We start from the raw sequence: 25,838 nt of genomic DNA on the forward strand, positions 1-25,838 counted from the left end.
CTTCCGTCTGATATCGGCTCACCGTGCCGCCTTGCGTTCCCGCCAGAGGCTGAGCTTGATGTAGAGCGAGGGCAGGACCAGCAGTGTCAGGATCGTGCAGGATACCAGACCGCCAATCACAACGGTCGCCAGCGGCTTTTCAACCTCCGCGCCCTCGCTGGCGGAGAATGCCATCGGGAAAAAGCCTAGGCAGGCGACGGTGGCCGTGGCCATTACCGGGCGAAATCGTTCCCGCGCGGCGGAGACGGCGGCCGTCATGGCATCCAGCCCGGCGCGCCGCTTGTCGCGTACGTAGGAGATCAGCACCACGCCGTTGAGCGTGGCCACGCCGAACAGGGCGATGAAGCCGATCCCGGCGGAAATGCTGAACGGCATGCCGCGCAGATAGATGGCGATGATCCCGCCGGTTGCGGCGAAGGGCAGGTTGACGAACACCAGGCCGGCCAGCCACGCATCGCCCAGTGCCAGGATCAGCAGGCAGAAGATCAGGACCAGCGTGATCGGCACGACGACCTCCAGCCGTGCCACTGCCGTTTGCAGGTTGCGGAACTGGCCGCTCCATTCGATGCGATAGCCGGGTGGCAGATGCACCTGCCGCGCCACCTGCGTCTGCGCCGCGCCAACGAAGGAGGCGAGGTCGCGGCCGCGCACGTTGGCCTGCACCATCATGCGGCGCTCGCCCTGGTTGCGGCGGATCGCGGCGGGGCCGGTATCGAGCGTGATATGCGCGACCTGCGCCAGTTCCACGATGTGATCGTCGCGCGTGACGACCGGCAGGCGCCTGATCTGGTCGAGCGTCAGGCGGTCCGACGGGCGGATGCGGACCTCCGTCGGGATCAGCGCCGCCTCCACCGAGACCGGCGGTCCTATATGGCCGCCCACGGCCTCGACGGCATCCAGCACGTCGCTCGTATCGACATTCAGCCGTGCGGCGGCGGTGCGGTCGGCATCGATGTGCAGATAGGGGATGGTGCCGACATCCTGCGGCGCGACGTCGGCGGCGCCGTCGATGCCCGATACGATGGACGAGATCTGGCCCGCAAGGCGCGTCAGCGTCTCGATATCCGGCCCGTAGATGCCGATGGCGATCTGCGACCGCACGCCCGATTGCAGATCGTCCATGCGCATCTGGATCGGCTGGCTCCAGTTGTAGAGCGAGCCGGGATTGTTGCGTTGCAGCGCCGCGTTGAAGGCCCGGACCAGCCCCTCCTGCGTGTCCGCCGTCTTCCACGCGCTACGGGGCTTCAGCAGGACATAGGTGTCCGTCTGTTCGCCGCCCTGCGGGTCGGTCGGGATGGCGGAGGTGCCCGTATTGCTGACGGTCGTCCGGATATCCGGGAACTGCTTCAGCGTGGTTTCGATGGCTTGGACCGCCCGCACGGATGCATCGAGGGAGATGCCCGGCAGGCGCGTGGAGGTGACGATCAGGTCGCCTTCCTGCAACTGCGGAATGAATTCGCCGCCCAGTCGCGTGGCCATCCAGACGGAGATGCCGAAGACGACGAGCGCGATGAGCGTCACGCGGCCGGTATGCGCGATGCCGTAATGCGAGGCCGGCACGAAGCCGCGCCGCAGGAAGCCGATCAGGCGGGTATCGTGTTCGGCTTCGGTCTCCGGCCCATGGTCGAGGTCGTGGTCGGCATGGCGCGGCGTCTTCAGCAGGACGCTGGCCAGCGCCGGGATGACGACCAGCGCGAAGAAGAGCGAGGCCAGCAAGGCCAGGATGACGGTTTCCGCCATTGGCCGGAACATCCGCCCCTCGATGCCTTCCAGTGTCAGGATCGGCAGATAGACGAGGATGATGATTAGAATGGCGAAGGTCACGGGGCGCGCGACGCTTGCCACCGTCTGGGCGATCCGGTCCGACAGCGGCGTGCCGCGTGCGGCCGGGCTGCTGAGCACGCTTTCGACGATGACCAGCGCGCTGTCCACGATCATGCCGAAATCGATCGCGCCAAGGCTGAGCAGGTTGGCCGAGATGCCGAGATGGTTCATGCCGACCATCGCGCAGACCAGCGAGAACGGAATGACGGAGATGATGACGAGCGCCGCCCGCCAGTCGCCGATCACCATCATCAGCACGGCGAAGACGAGGGCCGCGCCCATCATCAGGTTGTCGCGCACCGTCATGATCGTGACGTTCGTGAGGGTCGAGCGGCTGTAATACGGCTCCAGCCGCACGCCCTGCGGCAGGGAAGCCTGGATTTTGGGCAGGGCCTGCTTCAGACGCGCCAACGTTTCGCGCGCATTCGCCCCTTCCTGTAGCAGGACCACGGCGTTGACGATCTCGCCATGCGCGTCACGCGTGACCGCGCCGAGGCGGGGCAGGCGGCCTTCATGCACGTGGCCGACATCGCGGACATGCACGACCTCGCCATTGGGGCCGCTGCGCAGTTGGATGTCGCCGAGTTCGGCCAGATTGTCGATCAGGGATCGCCCGACGATGACGTGCTGCTCGTCGTTATGTTCGATCCAGGCACCGCCGGCGGCTTCGTTGTCCTGATCGATCGCGCGAAACACGTCGGCGATGGAAACGCGATAGCGCCGCAGGGCCTCGGGGTCGAGTTCGACCTCGAATGTCTCGGTCGCGCCGCCGTTGACGTTGACATCCACCACGCCGGAGACCAGCCGCAGCTTCGGCACGACGTTCCATGTCATGATACGGTTGAGCGCGCCGAGTGACTGACCGCCACCGCGGATCTGCAACTGCATGATCTCGCCCATGCCGGTCGCCATCGGACCCATGCTGATGGTCAGGCCATGCACGGGGACGGCAGCGCGGGCCTGGTCGAGGCGTTGCGCCACCATCTCGCGGTCGCGATAGATGTTCGTACCGTCGCCGAACTGGAGATACAGCACGGCAACGCCGGTGCGTGAGACGGAGCGCATCGTCTGAAGCCCGACGACGCCGGACATGATGTTCTCGATCGGGAAGGTCACCAGCCGCTCGACTTCCTGCGTCGGCAGGCCGGGCGCCTGGACGGAGACCAGAACCTGCCGGGGCGAGATGTCCGGCACCGGTTCGACCGCCAGGGAGCGGAGATCCGCGATGCCGGCGATCATCAGCAGGATGACCGCGCCGAGGATGGCCGCGCGGGCGTTCAGAAGCCTAACGAGAATCGCCATGCTTCAGCCGGCGTTTCGGGGATGGTCGGGCGCCGGGGACAGCAGGGCCTGGGATTTGAGGATGAAACTGCCTTTGGTCACTACCGTCTCGCCGGATTTCAGGCCGGAGGTGATGACCGTCTCGCCCTCCAGTGTCGGGCCGACGCCGACATGGCGGGCCACATACTGGTCCGCGCCGGTACGGACGAATAGACAGGGCTTCTCGCCGATCGTCTGCAAGGCGATGGCGGGGACGAGCTGGCCGCCGACGTCACCGGCCGCGAAAAGCCGCGTGCGCACCAGCATGTCCGGCCGCAAGGCCTGCGTATCGTTGGGAATGAGACTGCGTACGAGCACATGCCGCGTCGCGGGATCGACACTCCCTTCGATAATGTCGATGCGCGATTCGATCGGCGGCCTGTCGGGGCGGAACCAGGTGAGCTGCCGGCTGTTCCTTGTGAGTTCGCTCGCATCCGCTTCGTCGATCTGCGAGATTACCCAGACTTTCGACAGGTCGTCGACTTCCACCGGCGGCTGCGCACCGCTGGAGACCTCCTCGCCCGCCGTTACGGAAATGCGCCGCACGACGCCGTCGATCGGCGAGACGACGGTGGAAAGAATGCCGCGTGTCTGTTCCGTCCGCGAGGAGAAACGCGCCATGCGCTCGCGCTCGTTCTGCAACATGGCTTCCCGCTGCTGGACAAGGCCCCGCGCGTCCTGCAGGCGTGACAATCGCCGGTGCGCCTCACCGGCGGAGACCGCGCCGCCCTGCAACGTGCGCGCGCGGCTGTAGGCGAGCGAGGCTTCTTTTTCCAGCGCGCCGGCCTGCTGCAAGGCCGCCTCCGCGCTCAGCAGGCGCTGCTTCTGGTCGCTCAGGCTGAAATCGTCATAGGTCAGCAGGACCTGTCCGCGTTTGACCGGTTCTCCCGTGCTGACCTCGACGGACCGCACGCGACCGAACCCGACCGGGCGGATACGCACCACCCGCCGCTCGTCCAGCGCAACATAGGCGGGCGCATCGATATGCGGCGGCAGCCGACCAGGCCGGGCGGTGCCGGTTTCGATACCTTCCGTCTTCAACGCATCGGCAGCAATCGTAATCGGCGCGCTCGGCCAGGTTTCCTGTGCGATGGCGTGTGGTGCGACGAGGAGGGAAAGGGCAAGGAAGGCAGCGCCGCGCCGGGAGGCGGTCATAGGGTCTGTCCCGCCATCAGCAGGATACGCACCATCGCGGCATGCCAGATCACGTCGGCCTGCACTGCGCGTTGTCGTGCATCCAGCGCCGCGCGGCGGGCGCGGATATATTCGATGACGGGTGCCTCGCCGACCTGCCACGCCTGTTGCAGATGGGTCGCGCGACTGTCGAGCGCGGTCTGCGTGGCGCGGGCGTGGCGCAGGATGTCGAGCGCGGAGGCCAGTTGCGCGCGGGTCTGGCGGTATTCCACCCGGACCTTGCGCTGCGCCAGCGTGGCATCGCGATCGGCGGCACCCATGGCGCGCACCTCCTTCATCACCATCGGCGTGTTGCGGGCCTTGCTCGGCAGCGGGATCTGGAACTGCACGCCGATCTGCGTGTCCCATGGACTGCCGTATTGCTCCTGCCGCGCGAGCATGACGCCGACCTCCGGGTTGGGCATGTAGGAGTGCCTGGCGACGTCGAACGATGCGCGGGCGCCGCGCGCGACGGCGTCGGCCATCTGGATGCGCGGGTCGTTCTGCGGATCGAGCATTGCGCCGCTGGCGGCCAGGGTACGGCCGTCGAGGCTCATGAGATCGGGAATATCATCGGAGCCCGTCAGGCCTTCGAGTTCCGCGCGCGTGCTCTCCAGCCGCTGCTTCTGCTCGTCGATCCGGCTGTCGAGATCCTCCTTTTCGCCGATGATCGCTTCATGGTCCGTCGCCGCGATCTCGCCGCTCTGCAATGCCTGCCGCGACGACAGGACGAAACGGTCCAGGATGTCGCGCGCGGATGTCAGGTTACCGATCTCGCGTTGCAGCAGCGCGGCGGTGCTGGTGAGGTCCAGCACATGCACGGCGACGAGCAGACGCTGCACTTTCACCCGCGCGCGGGAGACGGCCTCATCGGCGAGTGCGTTCCTGACCGTGGCGGTACCCTGTCCCGGCAACCACAGCGGCACGCTGATGCCGCCTTGATAGGTCGTGTAGCCGACCTTGCTGCCGATGAAGTGATCGTCGAAATACTCGCCGGAGAGAATCGGGCCGCCCGGAAACCAGGAATCGACATCGGTCGCCGTCTTGTGGGCGGCGTCCGCGTCGATGTGATTGGCACGGTTGACGGGGTCGATCGTCCAGGCGGCCTGGATGGCATCGTGGAGGCTCTCCGCATGAACGCTTGCAGGCGCGGCGGAGGCGATCATGGCAGCGAACAGGTGGCCGGATTTCAGGCGACGATGCAGCGTGGGAAAGTTGGGCGGACGAACCGGCAGCAGCCGTTTTCGACGTCGGGGCAGACATGCGGACATGGTCCACAGTCATACGAAACCCGTCCGCGTTGTGTATAACAAAACTTGGCAGGTTCCTAAATATATCGATAAGCCTGCCGGCTCCTGCAAATGTGAACGCTATGGCCTCCCGTCTGTCGCGATACGGGCGGCCATGCGACCCGGCTACTTTGGCAGGGCGAAGGCGACGACCTCGTCCCCGTTACGGGTCTTCAATCCGCCATGCCCGCCGACGGCAAGCACGACATACTGGCGGCCGTCCTTGCCCGTATAGGTCATCGGCGTGGCGTTTCCGCCGGCGTCGAGTTCGGTTTCATACAGCACCTTGCCGTCGCGACCGTCGATCACACGGAACGCCTGATCGGCCGTTGCTCCCATGAACACCAGGCCGTTCGGCGTGGTCATGGTCCCGCCCATACTGAAGATGCCGGTCGGCAGGCCCACGGGCATGCGCAGCATGCTGCCGGGGCCGACGTTCTTCGTTGTGCCGAGCGCGCGTTCCCAGATCACGCGACGATTGACGAGGTCGATCGCCTGCGTCTTGCCCCATGGCGGCGCCAGGCAGGGGGCGCCGAAGATGCCGAGCCAGGGCTTGATGACCGCGGCATAAGGCAGGCCATGCTGCGGATTGTTGGTGAACACCGGCTCCGGATAAGGCTGGTTCCAGCCGCTCCACGGCTTGTACAGGCCTTTCGAGAGCGCCTTGTCCTGCGGCACGAGCGTCATCAGGAAAGGGATGAAGGTCGTGTTGACATACATCACGCCATGTTCCGGATCGATGCTGGCGCCATACCAGTCCGCCACGCCGTCGAAGGCCGGGAAGCCGATCGTGCCCTGAAGGCTGGGTGGCGTGTAGAGGCCGTGATAGCGCATCTTCTGCCAGCCGATGCGGCATGCCATCTGGTCGAAAGGCGTCGCGCCCCAGGTCCAGTCCGCGCCGATTTCATGATTGCGCAGATTGGGCATCTCGACCGAATGCGGCTGGGTGGGGGAATATCGTTCACCGGGGACGTCGCCGCCGGGCGCGGCCTGTTCCTCGACGCGATAGAACGGCTTGCCCGTCCGACGGTCGAGCACGAACAATTCGCCCTGCTTTGTGGTCTGCACGAGGACAGGCGTCATCCGCCCGTGTTCATCCGGCAGATCGACCAGTGACGGCCCGACGGGGATGTCGAAATCCCACAGATCGTGGTGCACCGTCTGGAAGTGCCATTTCTCCTCACCCGTGGTGATGTCCAGCGCAACGAGGGAACTGTCGTATTTCTCGTCGAAGTCGCGGCGCTTGCCGCCGAAATAGTCCGGCGTGGCGATGCCGAGCGGCACGTACACCGTGTTCAGTGCCGGATCGGCCGTATAGACGCCCCAGCCGTTCGCGGTGCCGCGTGTGAAGACCTCGCCCGGATCGAGCGGCCGGTTGGCCGGATTATGGCCCATGTCCCAGCCCCAGGACAGCTTGCCGGTCGTGGCGTCGAAGCCGCGGATGACGCCGGAGGGCTCGTCGACGGACTGGTCGTCATACACCCAGCCGCTGAGCATGATGCGATTGTTCATGACCATCGGGGGCGAGGTGATGAAATGGAATCCTGGCGGCATCGCGCCCATGTCCTGCCGGAGATCGACCACACCGTTATCGCCGAAGGACGGGCAGAGCTTGCCGGTATCGGCGTCGATCTCGATCAGCGTGGGCGGGGAGCCGGAGACGGTCGAGATGATACGGTGCGGGCAGGGCGTGCCCTCCGGTGCATGGAAATAGGAAACGCCACGGCAGGCCTGATAGATGTTCTTGTCGAAGTTGCCGCCCGGGCTGTAGCGCCAGACCTGCTTGCCGGTCGTCGCATCCAGGGCGACGACGTCACGATGCGGGGTGCAGAAATAGAGATTGTCGCCCACCTTGATCGGCGTGGCCTCGAAGCTGAATTCGCGGCCGCGCGAATTTTCGCCGGGGCGGGGCATGTCGCCGGTGTGGAACGTCCAGGCCGTCTGCAACGAATGCGCGTTGGCTGCATCGATCTGCGTCGGTTCGCCGTATCGCTGGCCGGATGGCGCGCCGCCATAGAACTGCCAGTCGTTCTTCGCTTCCGCAGAGGCCCCGACGGGTGCGGCGTTGAGATGGCGCGTCGGGAACATGTTCGGCTGAACATAGCGCGTGGCCGTAATCAACCAGCCGCAGGCGAACATAAAGACGAACAGCAGGACGCACGCGCCCATGCCGCCAATCACCCTGGCATTGACGCGCGTGCGGTGCATCGGGTCGGTCAGCTTGCCGCCGACCCAGGGACCGAACACCCACAGGCCGACGCCCGCCGGGAACGCCAGCGGCGGGATCATGCGCCAGCCATCCAGCCCGACCGTCAGGAGAACCCAGCCCAGCGTTACGGCCAGCATCAGCGCATAAACCCACAGGCCTTCCCGCCGACCGATACCGATCAGCTTGGCGCTGACGAGGGTTAGCGCCCCGGCGATGGCGTAATAGGCAGTGCCCCCCAGACTCAGGAGATAGAGCCCCGGCAAAAGGAGGGCGAGCCCGATGAGAAGCAGGAGGAGTGCGGTCAGTCGGACCGGCAGGGCGGTCGATCGCAATCGTGACAAATTGAGGATTCCCGTCAGACAGGACGTCCGGCGACGTCCATTGCTTTGACGGGTCAACAAAATTCGTGACGTACGGTTTCCGGATTGCGGCCACATTGTGGATGCGGTTTCGACGGCCGGTCGCGACCGTGACATTGAAGCAACGGCCGAACCCGCGGGTCATCCTGTGCGGGGCATGGTGGAAGGGAGCCTGGGGCTGGCGTCAGATACCGGCGAGGAACGTCATCATCAGTTCCGAAAAGCGTCTTGGGTCTTCCGCATGCAGCCAGTGACCGACCCCCGCCATCGTCTCCAGCCGATAGTTCGGGAACAGGCGTCCCATCACGGCCAGATGCTCCGGCCCGACATAGGGCGAGTTCTCCCCGCGCACGAACAGGGTTGGACCGTCATAGACATGGCCTTCGGGCATGTAGGGCCAGTTCTCGATATTGGCCATCGAATCGACGATTTCCCGCAGGCCGATTTCCCAGCCGGGCGCATCGCCCAGGCGAAGATTCTGCAGGATCAGGTCGCGGACTTCGCGTCGTGGCGCGATTGTCTGCAGGAGTTCGGTCGCCTCCTGGCGGTCGAGGGATGGCGGAAAGTGCAGATGCAGCATCGCTTCGCCCAGCACGCCCTGTCCATGTCCCGTGCGGGCCGGCGCCATGTCGCCGACCAGCAAGCCGCCGACACGTTCCGGATGCTGGAGTGCCATGACCATGGCGACCTTGCCGCCCATGGAATGGCCGATCAGGATCGCGGGTAGCGCGTCGTAGGCGCCCAGCGTCTCCATGACGTCGCCGACCATGGCGGGATAGTCCAGCCGCCCATGCGGGCTCTCGCCATGGCTGCGCAGGTCGAGCGCCAGGGTGCGTCGTGTCCGGGAGACCTGGCGTTGCAGGAAACCGAGATTGCGGGCGCGACCGAACAGCCCGTGCAGGAACACGACGGGCAGGCCCGTTTCTCCTCCTTCGGGCCGACGCTCGATGACGTTAAGCCGCATGGTCGTTGTCACTCCCTTCCACCAAAGCTCCGCAATGTTTCTTTTGTCGCTGCGCCATGCAAGTCTTGTTGTCAGAGAGGGCGTCATCCAACGGCGCTTTTTGCAGTCGAGAAACGGTCCTTGTCATCTTCCTCCGCCGAGCATCGCCGACCTGTCATACCAAGTTTGCGGCGTATGTGGCATGCGCCGAAGCACTGGCGCGCTCTGGTCCGCGCGGACGAGATCTGGCTGATCGCCCTCTCGGCATTCATCGGTGCGCTGGCGGGCATTTGCGTCGTCATCATAACGCGCTCCACGCTCTGGGCGCACCGCTGGCTGTTCGCGCTCGACAATGACGGGCGCCTGTCGGGGCTTGGCCATCTGACGCCCCTGCGGGCGCTTCTGGTGCCGGTCCTGGGTGGATTGGCGATGGGGTTGTTCAGCCTGGTCGTCGCGCCGTGGCTGAAACGGCGGCCCGTCGATCCGATCGAGGCCAATGCCCTGTATGGCGGTCGAATGTCGGTGCCGGACAGCCTGATCGTCGCGGCGCAGACGGTCATATCCAACGGCGGCGGCGCCTCCATCGGGCTGGAGGCGGGATTCAGCCAGCTTGCTGCCGCTCTCGGTTCCTGGTTCGGCCAGTTCTTCCGAGTGCGGCGGGAGGATCTGCGCGTGCTGGTCGGTGCCGGTGCCGGTGCCGCGATCGGGGCCGCCTTCGATGCACCGGTGGCGGGCTCGTTCTATGCGTTCGAACTGGTGATCGGCGCCTATTCGCTGGTCAGCCTGTCGCCCGTCGCCGTGGCGGCATTGTGCGGTGTCGGTGTCACGCGGTTTTTCGGCGGCGTGTCACCGGCTGTCGTCATCCCCGCTGGCGACGTGCTGACTGTGTCGAGCGGGGTCGAAGTGGCGTTGATCGCGCTTGTCACCTCGCTGGCCGCGATCGGCATCATGCAGGGCGTCACGCTGACGGAAAGCGCCTTTTCGCGGCTCCCATTGCCACGATGGCTGCGACCGGCCGTGGGTGGCGCAATGGTTGGCGGCATGGCCATCATCACGCCGTCCGTCCTGTCGGCCGGCCATGCTGCGATGCGCATCGTTTTCGACGGCGATCTGACGCTGCGCTGGGCGATCGTGCTGCTTCTGCTGAAGGCCGCCGCATCGTGCATCTCGATCGGATCGGGATTCCGTGGCGGTCTCTTCTTTGCCTCGCTCTATCTCGGGGTGCTTGCCGGTAACATCGCGGGCGCCGTTCTCGGATGGGCAGGGTTGCAGGATCTGTCGCCCGCGGCCTGCGCCACGATCGGCATGAGCGCGATGGCGGTGGCGATCATCGGCAGTCCGATGACGATGGTCTGTCTGGCGCTGGAAATGACGGGGGATCTCACGTTGAGTGGCGGCGTCCTGTTGTCCAGCGTGCTGTCGCTGCTCACGGTGCGCCGCTTGTTCGGCTATTCGTTCGCCACATGGCGGTTCCACCTGCGCGGCGAATCGATTCGTTCCGCCGTCGATATCGGGTGGATGCGCACGTTGAATGTGCGTCGCATGATGCGCACATCGGTCCGCACGCTGGGGGCCGACACCACGATCGCCCGTGCCCGCGTCCTGTTTCCGCTTGGCGCGGCGCAGCGCGTTGTCCTGACCGGCGCGGACGGGCGTTACAAGGGACTCGTGCCGGTGGTGGAGTTGCATGCGCCCGAACACGATGGCGACGCGCCGCTTTCCGCGCTGGCGATCCATTCCTGCGATGTTCTTCTGCCGCAGATGAACGTGCGCGAGGCCGCCGCGGCATTCGAGCGCGCGGAGGCGGATGCACTGGTGGTGGTCGACGACCGCGATTCGTATCGTGTGACGGGCATCCTGACGGAGCAGCACACATTACGCCGCTATGCGGAAGAACTGGATCGGACCCGACGCGAACTGGCCGGGGAGCGCCGTCGCCGGACATAGGAAACGGTGTTTGTCGGCACATTGCGAGATTGTGAACGCACGAACAGACGGCTTTGCCCTCAACCGCACGTTGACAGGGGCGGGTATGGCCGGTAGCAAGCGCCGACACCAATGTTTCCCATCGAGGGAGGCATGACGAGGTATGGAATCGTGAGCGCGCGGGACGACCTGAACGCTTCTTCGCCATCCAGTGGCGGTCCGGCCGGTTTCGATCAGAGACTGGCTCAGGCTGAGGCACGGCTGGCGGGTAAGAGGGCGGGAAGTGCCGATGCACCTCAAGGCGCGGGTTCGGGGGAGGATTTTTCCGCTCTCGGTGCTGCCCTGCGCATGGGGACAGAGCTTGTCGCAGGACTTGCGGTCGGCGTGGCGGTCGGATACGGGCTGGATTACTGGCTCGGGTTTCGCGCCCTGTTCCTGATTTTGTTCTCGTTGCTTGGTGGCGTGGCAGGCATGCTCAATGTCTGGCGATCGGTCAGCAAGGCCGGGAGCGGTCTGGGCAATTGATCTGAGCGCCCATCGGCGGTCGAATTTTTCGAGTCGCGTCCTTCAGGGTGCGGCGGGGTATGTGCAGAGTAAGCGGGAGAGCCAGCTTGGCGGCCGGATCAACGATTGACGCACTCGGCCAGTTCGAGCTGCACCCGATTCTTGGACAGGTCGGCGAGGTACTGCATTTCAGCCAGTCGCCGGCGTTCATGATCGTCGCTGTCGTGCTTGTTCTTGGTTTCCTTTATCTGGGCATGCGCCCGGCAGCCGTCGTACCCGGCCGCCTGCAGGCAGCAGCCGAGATGGGATACGACTTCATCCACGACATGGCCGTGGACACGATGGGGCATGAAGGCACGGCCTTCTTTCCGTTCGTCTTCGCCATCTTCTTCTTCATTCTGGCCGGCAACTATCTCGGTCTGCTGCCTTACTCCTTTACATTCACAAGCCATATCGTGGTGACGTTCGCGATGGCGATGATGGTGTTCATCGTCGCTATCCTCGCGTCGCTGCGTTTTCAGGGACTGGCATTCTTCGCGCATTTTATGCCGGAAGGCGCGCCGAAAATCCTGGCGCCGCTGCTGATCCCGATCGAGATTCTTTCTTTCCTCTCCCGGCCCGTCAGCCTGTCGATCCGACTTTTCGCCAATATGATGGCGGGGCATGTGCTGTTGGAAGTGTTTGCCGGCTTTACGCTGATGTTGGCGGGTCTCGGTGCGATCGGCCATGTGCTGGCCGTGCTGCCGATCGTCATCAACATTGCACTGACGGCTCTGGAACTGCTGGTGGGCGTTCTGCAGGCGTATGTTTTCGCCATTCTCACCTGCATCTATCTGCGCGAGGCCGTGGCTCACTAGGCGCCACTTCCCGCGTTTCTGCTTCATTCGTTTCCCAACCTAAGGAACTCGACCCATGGACGTCTCCGCTGCTCGTGAAATCGGCGCCGGCATCGCTGTTATCGCTCTCGCCGGTGTGGGCATCGGCCTCGGCAACATCTTCTCGACGCTGGTCAGCTCGATCGCGCGTAACCCGGCAGCTCGCCCGCACGTGTTCGGCCTTGGCATGCTGGGTTTCGCGCTGACGGAAGCCGTCGCGCTGTTCGCGCTGCTGATCGCGTTCCTGATCCTGTTCGTCTGATCCCGAAGGCCGCCGCTTCCATGCGTATCTCGTCACGCAAGCTGACCGTTTCGCTGGCCGTGGTGCTCGCGCTCGGCATCGTGCCGAGGCACGCCGTCGCGGCGGGTATGCCACAGCTCGATTTCCGCGACCCGTTCCTGCTCTGGCAGGTTGTCTGGGGCGCGGTCATTTTTGTGGTTTTCTACGTCATTCTCAGCCGCTCGGCCCTGCCGCGCGTCGAACGTGTGCTGTCGCACCGTCGCCATCGTATCGAAGGCGATCTGGATATCGCCCGCCGTGCGCGCGACGATGCCGATCGTGCGGTAGACGAGCTACGCCGTGCGCGTCACGATGCCGCGACGCAGGCTCAAGCCAATATTGATCGCGTGGTGCAGGAGGCCCGTCAGGCGGCTGAAGCGCAGACGCATGAGATGAACCGTCGTCTGAACGACGATATCGCTGCCGCGGAGGCACGTATCGCTGCGGCACATCGTGATGCGATGGCCAGTCTGCCGAATATCGCGACGGACACGGCCCAATCGTTGATTGCCAAGTTGTTTCATCCGGTTGGCGGCGGCGCGCATGTCAACGACGACACGGTGGCCGACGCGGTTCGCGAGCGCTTGTCGGCGCATGCTGGATAAGGAATAGCGCCATGTTTCACGATCAACGGTTTTATGTGGCGCTGGCCTTCGTCCTCTTCTTCGTCCTGTTTGGGCGGAAGCTGTGGGCCGTGATCACGCGTGCACTCGATGCGCGCGCCGAGCAGGTGCGCAGTGACCTCGACGAAGCGGCGCGTTTGCGTCGTGAGGCTGAGCAGATGCTTGAAGCCGCGACACGCGAGCGTGAACAGGCGCTTGAGGAAGCACAGGCCCTGATCGAGCGTTCTCGTGCGGAAGCAGCGCAGATCGCGGAGAATGCACGCAACGAGGCGCAGGCTGTTGCCGGACGGCGCGAGCAGATGGCGCGGGATCGCATCACGGCATCCGAGCGTGCCGCCCTGCGTGAAATGCGTGAGACTGCGGCGACCGTTGCAGTCGATGCCGTGCGCGACGTGCTGACAAGACATCTGGCTGAGGATCATGGCGCTGCCAACGCATTCCTCGATCATAGCATCGATGCTCTTCCGAATGCGCTGCGCGCCTCCAATGAAACGTCGAACCCCGGTGGTCAGCACGCGGCTTGATGCCGTGTGTTCGATGACGGTCATCGGGTCATGAACGTGCGTCTCTCGATTGTCATCGCAGTTCTCGACGAGAGCGATAATGTCGTCCCGGTCTGCCGGGAACTGGCAGGCGTTGTCAGCCAACTTCCCAATACCGAAATTTTGTTCGTCGATGACGGTAGTCGTGACGACACGGTGAAGCGGCTCATCGAAGCGCGTCAAACTCTCCTTCCCGATCTGCGTATCATCAGCCATGATCGGCGCCTCGGAAAATCCGCAGCCCTGCGGACGGGAATCGAGGCGGCGCATGGTCATTGGATCGCAACGCTGGATGGCGACGGGCAGGATGACCCGCGCGTCATCATCGATATGCTGGCACGTGCCGAAGCGGCAGGCACGCCGGAGCCATTGGTGGTCGGCGTCCGTCTGAAGCGCAACGATCGGCTCTCCCGGCGTCTTGCAACGCGTTTTGCGAACGGCTTGCGGCGGCGCCTGCTTCGTGACGGATGTCCCGATACCGGGGCGCCGATGAAGCTTTTTGCGCGACGGTCTTTCCTGCGCATTCCGCAGTTCGAAGGCGTGCATCGCTTCCTGCCGGCATTGCTTGGCCATTACGGCGCGCCGCTCATCTGCGTGGAAACAAGGCACCGTGCCCGGTTGCATGGTCAGTCGAAATATACGAACCTCAATCGCGCGTTGGTCGGTATCCGGGATCTTCTTGGTGTCATGTGGTTGCAGAACCGCACCAGATTGCCACGCCACCTGACCGAACACTGAACACAAAAAGGCCGCCCATGAAGACGCTGAACTGGCGACATTACGTGGCGCTGGCGCTGCTGACCTTCGGGCTTTTCCTGCCGGGGCGGATGACGTTGCCGCCGCTGGACCGTGATGAGCCGCGCTACATGGAAGCATCGGCGCAGATGCTTGAGACGCGCAATTTCATCGATGTGCGCTTTCTCGATCAGCCCCGCTATTTGCAACCCGCCGGAATCTATTGGCTTGAGGCGGGAGCGGAAGCCCTGTTCGGCGGCGTACATGCACGCCATCTCGCCTGGCCGTATCGCATTCCGAGCCTGATTGCCGTGACCCTGGCCGTCACGTTGACTGCCTATCTGGGGGCAAATCTCTTCGGTGGCCCGGCGGGATTGCTGGCTGGCGCGCTGCTGGCGGTATCGACACTGATGACGGCCGAAGGCCGCATGGCGACCATCGATACGGTTCTGCTATTGGATATCCTTCTGATCGAGACGGCTCTCTTGAGTGCGTTTCTCGATCGTCAGGCGGACCGGCCGACCAGACTGGCAACCGCGCTGCTTTATTGGGCGGCGATCGGATGCGGACTGATGCTCAAGGGGCCGGTCGTGCTGATCCCCGCTTTCGGCACGCCATTGGCGCTCTGGGCTGTTGAGCGTGACAAGGCCTGGTGGTCGCGCTTGCGGCCGGCCTGGGGTTGGCTGTTGAGCGTCGCCATCGTGCTGCCCTGGTGCGTGGCTATTGATATCGTCAGCCACGGCCATTTTTTCAGCCGAGCCGTCGGGACCAACTTTCTCGGCAAGATTGGGCATGGGCAGCAGGCGCATGGCATGCTTCCGGGCTATTACCTTCTGGTCTTCGGTCTTTCATTCTGGCCGGGTTCGCTGTTCGCTGTTCTGGCATTGCCGGCGATCTGGCAGCATCGGCGCGATGCGCGCGTCCGGTTTCTTCTATGCTGGATTCTGCCGCACTGGCTGGTGTTCGAGTTTATCGCGACGAAGCTGCCGCATTACGTCCTGCCGACCTATCCTGCAATCGCGATGCTTGCTGCAGCGTTCCTGACGGCGTGGCCGGTTCACAAGCCGCTGGCACGGTGGGCACGGTGGCTGATGACTACCTATGCGATCATATGGTGCGTCATTGGTGTGGCATTCTGTGGCGCAGGGGTTTGTCTGCTCTGGCAACTTGAGCACCACGTCACGCCCGGCGCGGTCATCGCGACCTGCGGCGCCTTACCGTTGATGGCCCTTGCAATCCGCCTGTTGATGCGCGGCGAACGTCTGCATGGCGCGGTATCAGCGGTTGCTGCGGCTGTCGTCATTCATGCGGGGCTTTTTATTGCCGTCATCCCGGCGCTGGATACGATTCGTCTGGCCCCACGCGCCGCGGCGCTGTTCGATGACTATCGTCCCTGTGCGGAGAGCCGCCTGATTTCCGTTTCATATTCGGAGCCGAGTCTTGCGTTTCTTGCCGGCGCCAGCACGCGTTTCCTCGGGATCGACGCAGCGGCCGACCTGATGGGAAAAGATGGCGAGTGCACGCTGGTTCTTGTGGATCGGCGAGACGAATCTGCCTTCCGCGCGGCAATGCAGCAGCACGGGCGCAATATCGTCGAATATGGTCGCGTGGCGGGGCTGAACTATTCCAATGGCCACAAACTCGATTTGGGCCTGTTCGCGGGCGTCATGCCCTGATCGCGACGGGTCGGGGTGTCGCCGCTCCGGGCAGGCAGGCGCGGACCTGCTTCGGTGCCCGCCGAAGCAGCATTTCACGCTGCCGGGTATTTAGTGCATTCCATGCCAGTCGGGGCGTGGCGGCGTGAGGCGGAAGCCAGTCGGGCCGACCGAGCAGCAGGGCCATGATGACGCGTTCCGGCGTTGTGGTGATCTGCCATAGGTGGTCCGCTGGCATCACGCCTGTGGATATCAGTCTGGCCGCTTCGATCACGCGCATTTCTCAGCCCTCCGTTCAGGCGCTGAGTTCAGCATGTCAGTCTTAAGAAACGGTAAATTCCCCGACGAAAACCATATTCATTCGCCTGTCAGTCTCCAACGAAGGCCGCCCCGATGCGTAGGCGCGTGGGGCGGGGTGTGGCTCGGTCAGTTGCAAACAGCCGCCTTGCCGTTCATCGGCGGGATATCTGCCCGACGTCGCGCTCTGGGGGCGACCAGATTGAACATCGGGCCTGTGAGCGTGGTCGAAATGACGGCCAGAACCATCAGGGAGGCGAAGGCGAACTCCGAAAGCATGCCTTGGCCATGCAGGATTGTCGCCGCTACGATCTCCATCAAACCCTTGCATTGCAACAGGCTGCCAATGCTGAGTGCCTGCCGGCGCGTTAGTCCGCTTGCGGGCGGAAAGAGATAGACCGCACCGATTTTGGTGGCGATCGAGATCACCACGAGCATCAGCGACGCTAGGACCGACGGCCAGGTGAGTGCGTCACCATCGATATGCAGACCGCTGTGACCAAAGAACATTGGTGCAAGCCAGATGAGAGAGAAGGTCCCGACCCGTTCCACCGGCAAGCGGCGCACCCAGCTTGGCGGCATGATCGCCCCCGCGAAATAGGCGCCGATCAGTTCGTGCAGCCCCAGTTGCATGCTCGCCCATGAACCGGCAGCCAGATAAAGGGGAACGATAGCCCAGATAACCCAAAGGGGCGGATGCCGGAAATGGCGGGATGCCCAGCTTCCGCCCCATGCCAGTATCGCGAGGAGCAAAACGGCGAAGAACTCGAGGATCGTCCAGCCATGGAGCGCGGCCGAGCCTTTCGCGGCGAATTGCAGCAACGCAAGGCCGATCCACAATGCGGCATCGTCCACGACGGCGAGTTTCAACGCCAGTTGTCCGATAGGGCGGTGAACGGGATCAAGTTCGCGCACAACGCCGATCAGGACCGGCAAGGCGCTGACCGCGATGCACAAGCCGATGGACGCCGCAGCGACCCACCCGCTGACGCGCGGTGCTTGCCAGCCGTGCAGCGGCAGGAAGAATTCATAAACCAGCAGGGAGCCGACGATGAACGGACCGCCAAGCGCCACGCCGGCGCCTCCAAGCAGGCGACCCAATGAGGGCGTCGGCATTGCATCGGGCGAGCTTTCCTCCCCGGGATGTTGCCACATTTCCAGGCCGGCCGTGAAGGCAAGCACCAATACGGCAACCCAACCGATATCGTTGCCATAGAGCGACGGAATACCAAATCGCTGAACGGGTACGTGAAAGACAGCCAGCAATATGCCGACAAGTATTGGCAATACGGCTATAGGTAATGTTTTTCGAAGGAGTTGCCAGATCAACCAAGGAACAATAACGAATAGTCCTGCATCGGCGATAAGCACGACAATGTTTGACATAAATCAACTTTCCCGCTTTTACATTGCGGTGATCCTAACAGAAGATTTGAAAATTTTGCAAATATTCTATGGAAAGGTCAATTTTCTATGCGATTTTAAAGGCTTGGATTTTTTTTGCATCAATAAAAATGACAGTCATGGCGAATGACTTGACGGGGCACGATCATGAATGCCAGCCGGATACGTCACGATGAAACCGCCGCCGTGACAGAGGTTCATCGTGATGTCTGGAGAGAAGTTGTCAGAATGCGCGCTGGTCGTCCGACCGATCGGTCTCCGGCAGGGCGTGATCGGGGTCCAGGGTCACGCGCGTGGCGGTTTTGCTGCCGGCAACCGTGATGTCGATGCTGTCATGAAGGTACCAGCTTTCGGTCGGGATGACGCGATCGGCATGCGTGCCGTCCGCGTAATCGATCCGTAGCGTGACCGGCAGCAGCAACCTGCCCTTGTCGCGCACGGTCACGCGTATGCCGTCCGGTGCTCTGGACAGGCTGTCGATGGCATAATCCGGCGACCAGTTCTCGAAATACCAGCCGCGCCAGAACCACGTCAGGTCTTCGCCGGTCTCACTGCTCATGAAACGGAAGAAATCCGATGGGCCGGGATGCTTGAATGCCCAGCTCTTGATGTAGCGGCGGAATGCGGCGTCGAAGCGGTCCGGCCCAAGGATCTGTTCGCGGAGTAGCGTCAGGCCATAGGCGGATTTGAAATACGTGACGGGGTGTCGATATTTCTCCGACACCAGTTCGGACGGCAGCATCAGCGTCGGCGCCTGCGGATCTTTCAGGACGGAAAGGATGTCTTCCGCTGGGCGCCCGGTTTTGGGGGCATATTCCCCGTCCTGCTTCGGTGCGAATTCGCCGTGGTTGAAATGCTGCGAGGCGTAGGCGTCGATGAAGGTATTGAAGCCTTCATCCATGAACGCGTTGCGGCGTTCGTTGGTGCCGACGATCATCGGGAACCAGCCATGGCCGAGTTCATGCGTCGTGATGAAGAAGAGCGCAACGCCCTTGTCGTCCCAACCGTCGAACACGATGCCCGGATATTCCATGCCTGCACCATGACCGCCGAGATTGACGGCGTTCGGCCAGGGATATTCGAACCACTGCTGGGAGAAATACTCGATGGCGTGTTTGACGTATTCCGTGGAGCGATCCCAGCCTGTCGGGCCGATGCCTTCCCTCGGATAGACGGACATGGCCAGTCGGGGTACCGGCTTCATGCCCGGCGCGGGCGGCAGGGGCGGCAGGTTGATGCGTGCGGCATCCCAGACGAAGACGGGCGAGGCCGCGAAGGAAACATCGCGCGTGTTCGTCATATGGAAATGCCAGGTCTTCTCCCCGCTGCGCGCCAGATGGCTTGCCGGATCGGTCACATCTTTTGCGGTGCGGATCATGACCCGCGTATCGCTTTTCGACGCCTGCGCCAGACGGTCGCGCTCTTTCGCCGTCAGCACATCCGCCGGGTTGGTCAGCGCGCCGGAACCCACGACCGTGAAGTTCCACGGCACGGTCACGGCGTAGTCGAAATCGCCGTAATCGAGAAAGAATTCCTGCCCCAGGAAGGGAAGTGTGTCCCAGCCGCGCTTGTCGTCGTAGACCGCCATGCGTGGGTACCATTGCGCGACTTCGTAAATGTCGCCGTCCTTCGTGGGTGTGACGGCCGTACGACCGCCCCAGACGCCGGGAATGGTGTGATGCCAGGCGACGTGGAGCTTGAGTTTGCTGCCGTGTCCCTGAAGATCGGCGGGTAGACGAACCTGCATCCGCGTATCGGAGATCGTCGGTGTCACGATGGTTTCATGACCGTTGACCACGATGCCGACATGCTCGATCGTGACGCCGTCCGTGTGCCGGGGATGGCGCTCGGGGTTGGTGAAGGTCGAGCGTGCCCCGTCCTTGTAGATGTTCTGATCCAGCTGCACCCAGAGCTCGTCCAGCGCATCGGGACTGTTGTTGGTATAGGTGATCGTCTCGTCACCATGCAGAATATGCGTTGCCGTATCGATCCGCGCCTGGATCGTGTAGTCGGCCCGGTTCTGCCAGTAATCCGGTCCCGGCAGGCCGGAGCCCGACCGGTAGCGATTGGGCGCGTCCGGGAGAGTGAGTGGCGCGAAGACATCCCGCATTATTTCGGGCGCGGTCTGGGTCGGTGCGGGTGGCTCACCGGCGTAAGCGGGGCTCAGCCACAAGGCCGATGACAGAAAAAGCGCGCGACGCAACATGCAGGAAAGCCCGGAACAGTGGAGAGGGTCTTCTTGCCGTAGCGTAACGTTCAGGGGGAGGCAACCGACCCCTGTCGATTATCCCCGCAGGCGATGATGCGGATGACGAACGGCGCTGGTGGAGAGAAGGCTGGTATAGCCTGCGCCGATCCGTTCCGTGGCGCTGAAGCAGGAATGCAGGGAGATCGGCTTGCGATCCGGTTCATAAGCCGTGCGGACGAGATTGGCGCCGGGTGCGCAGCGCAGCGGCGCGCGGTTGTCCATGTCCAGATGCCGACCCGTGGCGGCGTCGTCCGTATTCGCCGGTTCGCTGGCCGTGGCGATATCGTGCGATACCGGCGATGCCTTGGCCGCGACGACCGGCAGGGTCGTGCCGATGCCGAAGGCAAGCGTCAGAACGGGCAATACACACGATACGGCACGCATCGGGGGCCTCATCGAAAAAGAAGAGAAACGGCGCCGGGGTGAACCTTCTGGCGCGCGCCGGACAGGATATTTGACGACTCTTGAAGGCAAAAGTTTCGATTCTTTGAGAGGTCTCTTGATATCCCTCTCTTGTCCTTTGTTTCCATTGGGAAAATAGCGTGGAATCGTTGCTGATGTCATGTCGGCCATGCACGCAGCGCCATGACGTGGTCGCATTTTGCGCGCATAGTCAGTGTCGCTTCGCCAGAAGGAGGGCGGCATCATGGGTGAACTGGGCGTGACACCGGGGGCGCTGAACGGCGCGAATACGGTTTATCTGGCGGACCTGCATGCAAAATGGGCGCGCGATCCGCAGAGCGTCGATCCGTCCTTTGCCGCGCTGTTCACGGCGCTCGATGAAGAGCGTGCGCAGATCCTCGCGGATGCGGACGGTGCCGACTGGGCGCCGCATCCATCGTTGCTCGACGCGGAAACGCCATCGGCGCCCCGACCATCCGTGGCGCAGGATCTTGCCACCAGCGCGGACGACAGCCTGCGCGCCATCCAGATGATCCGCGCCTATCGCGTGCGGGGCCATCTCGAGGCACGGCTCGATCCGCTTGGTCTGTATGTTCCGCCGTCGCATGCCGACCTCGATCCCGCGACATATGGTTTCGGCCCACAGGACCGACAGCGCCCGATCTATCTCGGCAACATGATGCGTGCGCTTCTGCCCGGTCGTGACAGCGCGACGGTCGAGGAACTGATTGCGGCCCTGCGCGAGACGTATTGCGGGCCGATCGGCACGGAATACATGCACATCCAGGACCCCAGGCGGCGCCAGTGGTTGCAGATGCGTCTGGAAGGTGACGACTGGCGGCACAGCTTTGCGCCGGAGGGCAAGCGTCAGATCCTGTCGCAACTGACGGAAGCCGAAGGTTTCGAGAGCTTCTGCCAGAAGCGCTTTACCGGCACCAAACGCTTCGGCCTTGAAGGCAGCGAAGTCACGATCCCCGTTCTTCATGCCGTCATCGATCAGTCCACACGTCACGGCACGCGTTCCGTCTCGCTGGGCATGGCGCATCGCGGGCGGCTGAATACGATGGCGAACATCGTGCAGAAGCCCTTTGCCGCCATCTTCAGCGAATTCGCCGGCGCGTCCTTCAAGCCGCATGACGTGCAGGGTTCCGGCGACGTGAAATATCATCTGGGCACGGCGGCCACGCTGCGCGTCGCGGGGCAGGACGTGCGCGTGTCGCTGTTGCCCAACCCGTCGCATCTCGAAGCCGTCGATCCGGTCGTGGTCGGGCGGGTGCGCGCCATCCAGGACCGCGAGGGATGCACCGGGGTCGATGGGCGGCATCGCCACCTCGGGCTGCTTGTGCATGGAGATGCCGCTTTTGCCGGTCAGGGCATCGTCTACGAGACCATGGCGATGTCCCAGCTTATCGGGTATCGCACCGGCGGCACGATCCATGTCGTCATCAACAACCAGATCGGCTTCACCACCATTTCGGCGCATGCCTATTCGGGTCTGTATTGCACCGATATCGCCAAGGCGGTCCAGGCGCCGATCTTCCACATCAATGGCGACGAGCCGGAGGCGGCGGCCTATTGCGCGCGTCTGGCCGCCGACTATCGACGCGAATTCAATGCCGATATCGTCCTCGATCTCGTCTGTTATCGTCGCCATGGCCATAACGAGGCCGACGAGCCCGCGTTCACGCAACCGACGATGTACAAGGCGATCGCCGCGCGTCCCACGGCGCGCACGCTTTATGCCAAACGGCTGGAGCGCGAGCGCGTGGTCGATCGTGCCGCGGCCGAAGCGCAGTGGCAGGAGTTCCAGGATCACCTTCAGGCGGAGTTCGAGGTCGCCAAGTCCTACCGCCCCAATGCGGCGGACTGGATGGATGTCGGCCAGGATCCGACCCGGCTTTCGGACAAGCCGCAGCGCGAGCAGCCGACGACCGGAATCGGCGAGAGCGCGCTGGCCGAGATCGGGCGCGCGCTGACGCAACTGCCCGACGATTTCGCGCTTCATCCGCGTCTGAAACGCGTGATCCAGGCGCGTGCCGATGCGCTGGAAAAGGGCGAGGGCATCGACTGGGCGACCGGCGAGGCGCTGGCCTTCGGCAGCTTCCTGCTGGAGGGGCACCGCGTTCGCCTTTCAGGCGAGGATTGCCAGCGCGGCACGTTCTCCCAACGTCATGCGGTTCTGATCGATCAGGTGAACCAGAACGAATATGTCCCGCTCAACGCCATGCCGAACGGGCGCGCGCAACTGGAGGTCTACAATTCGCTGCTGTCCGAATTCGGCGTTCTGGGTTTCGAATACGGCTATACGCTGGCGGACCCGGAAACGCTGGTGCTGTGGGAGGCGCAGTTCGGCGACTTCGCCAATGGCGCACAGGTGATTATCGACCAGTTCATCGCCTCCGGCGAGACGAAGTGGCTGCGCACCTCCGGCCTCGTGATGTTGCTGCCGCATGGTTATGAGGGACAGGGACCGGAACATTCTTCCGCCCGGCTGGAGCGCTACCTTCAGCTTTGCGCCGAGAACAACCTGCGCGTCGCCAACATCACGACGCCGGCGAACTATTTCCATGCCTTGCGGCGGCAGATCCATCGCACCTGCCGCAAGCCGCTGGTGCTGATGACGCCCAAATCCCTCCTGCGACACAGGAGCGCCGTCTCGCCGCTGTCCGACTTCGTGCCCGGCACCTGTTTCAGGACCGTCATCGCCGAGACCGATCCTCTGGCGCCGGATCAGGATATCGAGCGCGTCGTCCTGTGTTCCGGCAAGGTCTATTACGATCTTCATGCGGAACGCGCGGAGGCCGAGGTGCAGAACGTCGCCATCCTGCGGCTGGAGCAACTTTATCCGTTTCCGCAGCAGGATCTGGCCGACGAGCTGGCCCGTTATCCCAATGCCCGCGTGATCTGGTGTCAGGAAGAGCCGGAGAACAGCGGTGCGTGGAACTTCGTCGATCGGCGGATCGAGGCCACGCTTGCCGCCATCGGCCATGCGGCGGGACGTCCGGTCTATGCGGGACGGGCTGCGGCCGCGTCGCCCGCGACCGGTTCGGCCAGCGAACATGCGGCACAGCAGGGCGCCCTCGTCGCGGAGGCGCTGGGTCTGACATGACCCGGTCCCACCGACGCGCCACGCGTGCCGACGTGCCGGCGATCCGGGCGTTGATGGCGGCCGCGATCGACAGGTTGCAGCGGCCGTTTCTCGATGATGCTACGATTGCCGCCAGCCACGCCGTCATGGGGCTGGATACGACGCTGATCGATGACGGCACGTATTATGTCATCGAGATCGACGGCCACATGGCCGGATGCGGCGGGTGGAGCCGTCGCGCCACGCTGTTCGGCGGCAATCACACCAGCGGGCGCAGCGACGCGCTGCTCGACCCCGCAATCGATCCGGCGCGGTTTCGGGCGATGTACACGCACCCCTCCTTCATTCGCCGCGGAGTCGGCAGCGAAATCCTCGCATTATCCGAAGAGGCGGCGCGAGCGGAGGACTTCCGGCGCGGCACGCTGGCCTCGACGCTGGCTGGCGCGCCGCTTTATCGCGCCTGTGGCTGGCGGGAGGTCGAGACATTCCTCGCTCCAAGTGGCGACGGGCCGGATATCCCGCTGATTCGCATGGAAAAACAGTTATAGGACGCTCTGCCGCCCCTGGTCCTGAGCCCTTACTAATGATGATGGATGGTTTTCAGGGCCGGATAAATTTCCCGGTAGCGCTGGTGGGCGCGTCGATACGGTCCCTTCAGGGACAGGTCCGGCGCAATGGCGCCGACGCGTTCCGGCGGCGTGCAGACGGACTCCACGCTTTCGCCTGTTGCGGCGATGCGCGCCAGTCGCGCCGCGCCGAAGGCACCGCCCTGTTCGCCATGCGCCAGCCGGTGCAGCGTCACGTCCAGAACCGTTGCGAGAATGGAGGTCCAGAGCGGGCTTTGCGAACCGCCGCCGATCACGTCGGCTTCGTGGAAGATGGATCCGGACGCCGCCAGCCCCTCCAGCGCATCGCGGAAGGAGAATGCCACGCCTTCGAGCACGGCCTGGGTCATTTGCGTGCGGGTGGTGTCTTGCGAAAGTCCGATGAAGGCCCCGCGGATGCTGCCGTCGTTATGCGGTGTGCGCTCGCCGGAGAGATAGGGCGCGAATACGACGGGGGAGGGCGCGATCGGCTTTTCCGGCAGTTCGGCCAGCAGTTCGCCTTCGCTGAGGCCGGAAACGCGTGACCACCAGGCGAGGGAAGCTGCCGCCGAGAGCGTGACGCCCATCTGGTGCCATGTATTCGGCACGGCATGACAGAAGGAGTGAATGGCGAACTTGCCGCCGGGATGGAAGGAGTCCGTGGTCATCCAGACCACGCCCGACGTGCCGAGCGAGATGAAAGCGTCGCCCGGTTTCGTGGCGCCCAGCCCGACGGCGCCACCGGCATTGTCCCCCGCGCTCCCTGCGAAAACCGGTCGTTCCGCCATGCCCCAGCGTGTGGCCAGATCGGCGTGCAGGCGACCGGCGACATCCGTGCCTTCGCACAGTTCCGGCATGTGTTGCAGGCGCAGGCCACACGCTTCCAGCGCCGCATCCGACCAGAGGCGCCGTCCCGTGTCCAGCCACAGCGTGCCGGAGGCATCCGACATATCCTCGATCATCTCGCCGGTCATGCGGAAGCGCAGCCAGGCTTTCGGCAACAGGACGTGCCGCGTCCTGCCGAAGATATCCGGTTCATGCCGGGCGACCCACATGACCTTGGGCGCGGTGAATCCGGGCATGGCGATATTGCCGGTGATCTGGCGGCTCTGCGGGAAGCGACGCTCGAAGACGTTGCATTCCGTCTCGGCGCGGGTGTCGTTCCAGAGCATGCAGGGCCGCAGGACCTTGTTGTCGCCGCCCAGAAGGACAGCCCCATGCTGCTGTCCCGACAGGCCGATGCCCCTGACGGCCCCGACCTCGCGCGGGAACTTTTCGTGCAGGGCATCGATGGCCTTGCAGGCGGCGACCCACCAGTCCTCGGGGTCCTGTTCGCTCCAGCCCTCGTGCGGTCGGCTGACCGTCAGCTTTTCCGTATGCGAGGCCAGCACCTTCTGTGCCTCATCGACCAGGACGGCCTTGATCCCCGAAGTGCCGACATCCATTCCAATAAACATGCACGATCCGATGCGATGACTTGTTTCGTTCCCTTCCCTTCATATCGCGTACTCCGCCCGTTCCGCTCCTGCACATTGTGGTGAGTCGGATATGGGCATGG

The 25,838-nt window shown here is 63.8% G+C and carries 20 protein-coding genes; 10 read left to right on the forward strand and 10 right to left on the reverse strand.

Annotation, left to right across the window (positions count from 1 at the left end):
- Nucleotides 1-18: 18 nt before the first annotated feature.
- The 5 genes from A0U93_RS12255 to A0U93_RS12275 form a co-directional block, all read right to left on the reverse strand.
- Complete coding sequence (locus A0U93_RS12255) at nucleotides 19-3,126, reverse strand: efflux RND transporter permease subunit (protein ID WP_077807591.1); 3,108 nt, start codon at nucleotides 3,124-3,126, stop codon at nucleotides 19-21.
- 3 nt (nucleotides 3,127-3,129) lie between these two features.
- Nucleotides 3,130-4,299: an efflux RND transporter periplasmic adaptor subunit gene (locus A0U93_RS12260; RefSeq protein WP_077807592.1), complete on the reverse strand. Its 1,170-nt coding sequence runs from the start codon at nucleotides 4,297-4,299 to the stop codon at nucleotides 3,130-3,132.
- Nucleotides 4,296-5,588 (reverse strand): TolC family protein, encoded by a 1,293-nt coding sequence (locus A0U93_RS12265; RefSeq protein WP_077807593.1) that lies wholly within the window; start codon nucleotides 5,586-5,588, stop codon nucleotides 4,296-4,298. The genes A0U93_RS12260 and A0U93_RS12265 overlap by 4 nt, the downstream gene beginning before the upstream one ends.
- Nucleotides 5,589-5,732: 144 nt before the next feature.
- Nucleotides 5,733-8,156, reverse strand: coding sequence for a membrane-bound PQQ-dependent dehydrogenase, glucose/quinate/shikimate family (locus A0U93_RS12270; protein WP_245824875.1), 2,424 nt, complete (start codon nucleotides 8,154-8,156; stop codon nucleotides 5,733-5,735).
- A 202-nt stretch (nucleotides 8,157-8,358) separates the two neighbouring features.
- A complete protein-coding gene (locus A0U93_RS12275) occupies nucleotides 8,359-9,138 on the reverse strand; it encodes an alpha/beta fold hydrolase (protein WP_077807595.1) in 780 nt (259 codons plus the stop codon).
- A 120-nt stretch (nucleotides 9,139-9,258) separates the two neighbouring features.
- Between A0U93_RS12275 and A0U93_RS12280 the strand changes: the two genes are divergently transcribed.
- The 8 genes from A0U93_RS12280 (at nucleotide 9,259) to A0U93_RS12315 (ending at nucleotide 16,278) form a co-directional block, all read left to right on the forward strand.
- Nucleotides 9,259-11,064, forward strand: a complete 1,806-nt coding sequence (locus tag A0U93_RS12280) for a chloride channel protein (RefSeq protein ID WP_371862852.1) — start codon at nucleotides 9,259-9,261, stop codon at nucleotides 11,062-11,064.
- Nucleotides 11,065-11,196: 132 nt separating this feature from the next.
- On the forward strand, nucleotides 11,197-11,568 hold the full coding sequence (locus A0U93_RS12285) for an AtpZ/AtpI family protein (RefSeq protein ID WP_077808506.1): 372 nt from the start codon (nucleotides 11,197-11,199) through the stop codon (nucleotides 11,566-11,568).
- Between the two features lie 86 nt (nucleotides 11,569-11,654).
- Nucleotides 11,655-12,404 (forward strand): F0F1 ATP synthase subunit A, encoded by a 750-nt coding sequence (locus A0U93_RS12290; RefSeq protein ID WP_077807597.1) that lies wholly within the window; start codon nucleotides 11,655-11,657, stop codon nucleotides 12,402-12,404.
- A gap of 55 nt (nucleotides 12,405-12,459) precedes the next feature.
- Nucleotides 12,460-12,684 carry an ATP synthase subunit C family protein gene (locus tag A0U93_RS12295; RefSeq protein ID WP_023977841.1) on the forward strand — a complete coding sequence of 75 codons (225 nt, stop codon included), beginning with the start codon at nucleotides 12,460-12,462 and terminating at the stop codon, nucleotides 12,682-12,684.
- 20 nt (nucleotides 12,685-12,704) lie between these two features.
- A complete protein-coding gene (locus A0U93_RS12300; protein ID WP_077807598.1) occupies nucleotides 12,705-13,307 on the forward strand; it encodes a F0F1 ATP synthase subunit B family protein in 603 nt (200 codons plus the stop codon).
- An 11-nt stretch (nucleotides 13,308-13,318) separates the two neighbouring features.
- The gene (locus A0U93_RS12305) at nucleotides 13,319-13,849 is read left to right on the forward strand and encodes a F0F1 ATP synthase subunit B family protein (protein WP_077807599.1); all 531 of its coding nucleotides are present in this window, start codon (nucleotides 13,319-13,321) and stop codon (nucleotides 13,847-13,849) included.
- 30 nt (nucleotides 13,850-13,879) lie between these two features.
- Complete coding sequence (locus tag A0U93_RS12310) at nucleotides 13,880-14,605, forward strand: glycosyltransferase family 2 protein (RefSeq protein ID WP_077808507.1); 726 nt, start codon at nucleotides 13,880-13,882, stop codon at nucleotides 14,603-14,605.
- 17 nt (nucleotides 14,606-14,622) lie between these two features.
- The gene (locus tag A0U93_RS12315) at nucleotides 14,623-16,278 is read left to right on the forward strand and encodes an ArnT family glycosyltransferase (RefSeq protein ID WP_077807600.1); all 1,656 of its coding nucleotides are present in this window, start codon (nucleotides 14,623-14,625) and stop codon (nucleotides 16,276-16,278) included.
- Here the strand turns inward: A0U93_RS12315 and A0U93_RS12320 are convergent.
- The 4 genes from A0U93_RS12320 to A0U93_RS12335 form a co-directional block, all read right to left on the reverse strand.
- On the reverse strand, nucleotides 16,268-16,537 hold the full coding sequence (locus A0U93_RS12320; RefSeq protein WP_077807601.1) for a hypothetical protein: 270 nt from the start codon (nucleotides 16,535-16,537) through the stop codon (nucleotides 16,268-16,270). The two genes, A0U93_RS12315 and A0U93_RS12320, sit on opposite strands and share 11 nt — an antisense overlap.
- Before the next feature lie 146 nt (nucleotides 16,538-16,683).
- Nucleotides 16,684-17,940, reverse strand: a complete 1,257-nt coding sequence (locus tag A0U93_RS12325; RefSeq protein ID WP_077807602.1) for a cation:proton antiporter — start codon at nucleotides 17,938-17,940, stop codon at nucleotides 16,684-16,686.
- Nucleotides 17,941-18,181: 241 nt separating this feature from the next.
- A complete protein-coding gene (locus A0U93_RS12330; RefSeq protein WP_147150972.1) occupies nucleotides 18,182-20,164 on the reverse strand; it encodes a M1 family metallopeptidase in 1,983 nt (660 codons plus the stop codon).
- Nucleotides 20,165-20,242: 78 nt separating this feature from the next.
- Nucleotides 20,243-20,590 (reverse strand): hypothetical protein, encoded by a 348-nt coding sequence (locus A0U93_RS12335; protein WP_077807603.1) that lies wholly within the window; start codon nucleotides 20,588-20,590, stop codon nucleotides 20,243-20,245.
- 262 nt (nucleotides 20,591-20,852) lie between these two features.
- Here A0U93_RS12335 and A0U93_RS12340 point away from each other — a divergent pair, with 262 nt between their 5' ends.
- Nucleotides 20,853-23,717, forward strand: a complete 2,865-nt coding sequence (locus A0U93_RS12340) for a 2-oxoglutarate dehydrogenase E1 component (protein ID WP_077807604.1) — start codon at nucleotides 20,853-20,855, stop codon at nucleotides 23,715-23,717.
- Complete coding sequence (locus tag A0U93_RS12345; RefSeq protein ID WP_077807605.1) at nucleotides 23,714-24,244, forward strand: GNAT family N-acetyltransferase; 531 nt, start codon at nucleotides 23,714-23,716, stop codon at nucleotides 24,242-24,244. Before A0U93_RS12340 ends, A0U93_RS12345 begins: the two co-directional genes overlap by 4 nt.
- Before the next feature lie 32 nt (nucleotides 24,245-24,276).
- Here the strand turns inward: A0U93_RS12345 and xylB are convergent, their stop codons facing one another.
- Nucleotides 24,277-25,737 (reverse strand): xylulokinase, encoded by a 1,461-nt coding sequence (gene xylB, locus A0U93_RS12350; protein ID WP_077807606.1) that lies wholly within the window; start codon nucleotides 25,735-25,737, stop codon nucleotides 24,277-24,279.
- Nucleotides 25,738-25,838 lie beyond the last annotated feature (101 nt).

The organism is Neoasaia chiangmaiensis, from assembly GCF_002005465.1.
Classification (GTDB): domain Bacteria; phylum Pseudomonadota; class Alphaproteobacteria; order Acetobacterales; family Acetobacteraceae; genus Neoasaia; species Neoasaia chiangmaiensis.

Excerpts from the sequence above, each read along its gene's own strand:
- A0U93_RS12255 (WP_077807591.1), bottom strand. The coding sequence starts at position 3,126 with ATGGCGATTCTCGTTAGGCTTCTGAACGCCCGCGCGGCCATCCTCGGC.
- A0U93_RS12260 (WP_077807592.1), bottom strand. The coding sequence starts at position 4,299 with ATGACCGCCTCCCGGCGCGGCGCTGCCTTCCTTGCCCTTTCCCTCCTC.
- A0U93_RS12265 (WP_077807593.1), bottom strand. The coding sequence starts at position 5,588 with ATGTCCGCATGTCTGCCCCGACGTCGAAAACGGCTGCTGCCGGTTCGT.
- A0U93_RS12275 (WP_077807595.1), bottom strand. The coding sequence starts at position 9,138 with ATGCGGCTTAACGTCATCGAGCGTCGGCCCGAAGGAGGAGAAACGGGC.
- A0U93_RS12285 (WP_077808506.1), top strand. The coding sequence starts at position 11,197 with ATGACGAGGTATGGAATCGTGAGCGCGCGGGACGACCTGAACGCTTCT.
- A0U93_RS12295 (WP_023977841.1), top strand. The coding sequence starts at position 12,460 with ATGGACGTCTCCGCTGCTCGTGAAATCGGCGCCGGCATCGCTGTTATC.
- A0U93_RS12300 (WP_077807598.1), top strand. The coding sequence starts at position 12,705 with ATGCGTATCTCGTCACGCAAGCTGACCGTTTCGCTGGCCGTGGTGCTC.
- A0U93_RS12305 (WP_077807599.1), top strand. The coding sequence starts at position 13,319 with ATGTTTCACGATCAACGGTTTTATGTGGCGCTGGCCTTCGTCCTCTTC.
- A0U93_RS12310 (WP_077808507.1), top strand. The coding sequence starts at position 13,880 with ATGAACGTGCGTCTCTCGATTGTCATCGCAGTTCTCGACGAGAGCGAT.
- A0U93_RS12315 (WP_077807600.1), top strand. The coding sequence starts at position 14,623 with ATGAAGACGCTGAACTGGCGACATTACGTGGCGCTGGCGCTGCTGACC.
- A0U93_RS12320 (WP_077807601.1), bottom strand. The coding sequence starts at position 16,537 with ATGCGCGTGATCGAAGCGGCCAGACTGATATCCACAGGCGTGATGCCA.
- A0U93_RS12325 (WP_077807602.1), bottom strand. The coding sequence starts at position 17,940 with ATGTCAAACATTGTCGTGCTTATCGCCGATGCAGGACTATTCGTTATT.
- A0U93_RS12330 (WP_147150972.1), bottom strand. The coding sequence starts at position 20,164 with ATGTTGCGTCGCGCGCTTTTTCTGTCATCGGCCTTGTGGCTGAGCCCC.
- A0U93_RS12335 (WP_077807603.1), bottom strand. The coding sequence starts at position 20,590 with ATGCGTGCCGTATCGTGTGTATTGCCCGTTCTGACGCTTGCCTTCGGC.
- A0U93_RS12340 (WP_077807604.1), top strand. The coding sequence starts at position 20,853 with ATGGGTGAACTGGGCGTGACACCGGGGGCGCTGAACGGCGCGAATACG.
- A0U93_RS12345 (WP_077807605.1), top strand. The coding sequence starts at position 23,714 with ATGACCCGGTCCCACCGACGCGCCACGCGTGCCGACGTGCCGGCGATC.
- xylB (WP_077807606.1), bottom strand. The coding sequence starts at position 25,737 with ATGTTTATTGGAATGGATGTCGGCACTTCGGGGATCAAGGCCGTCCTG.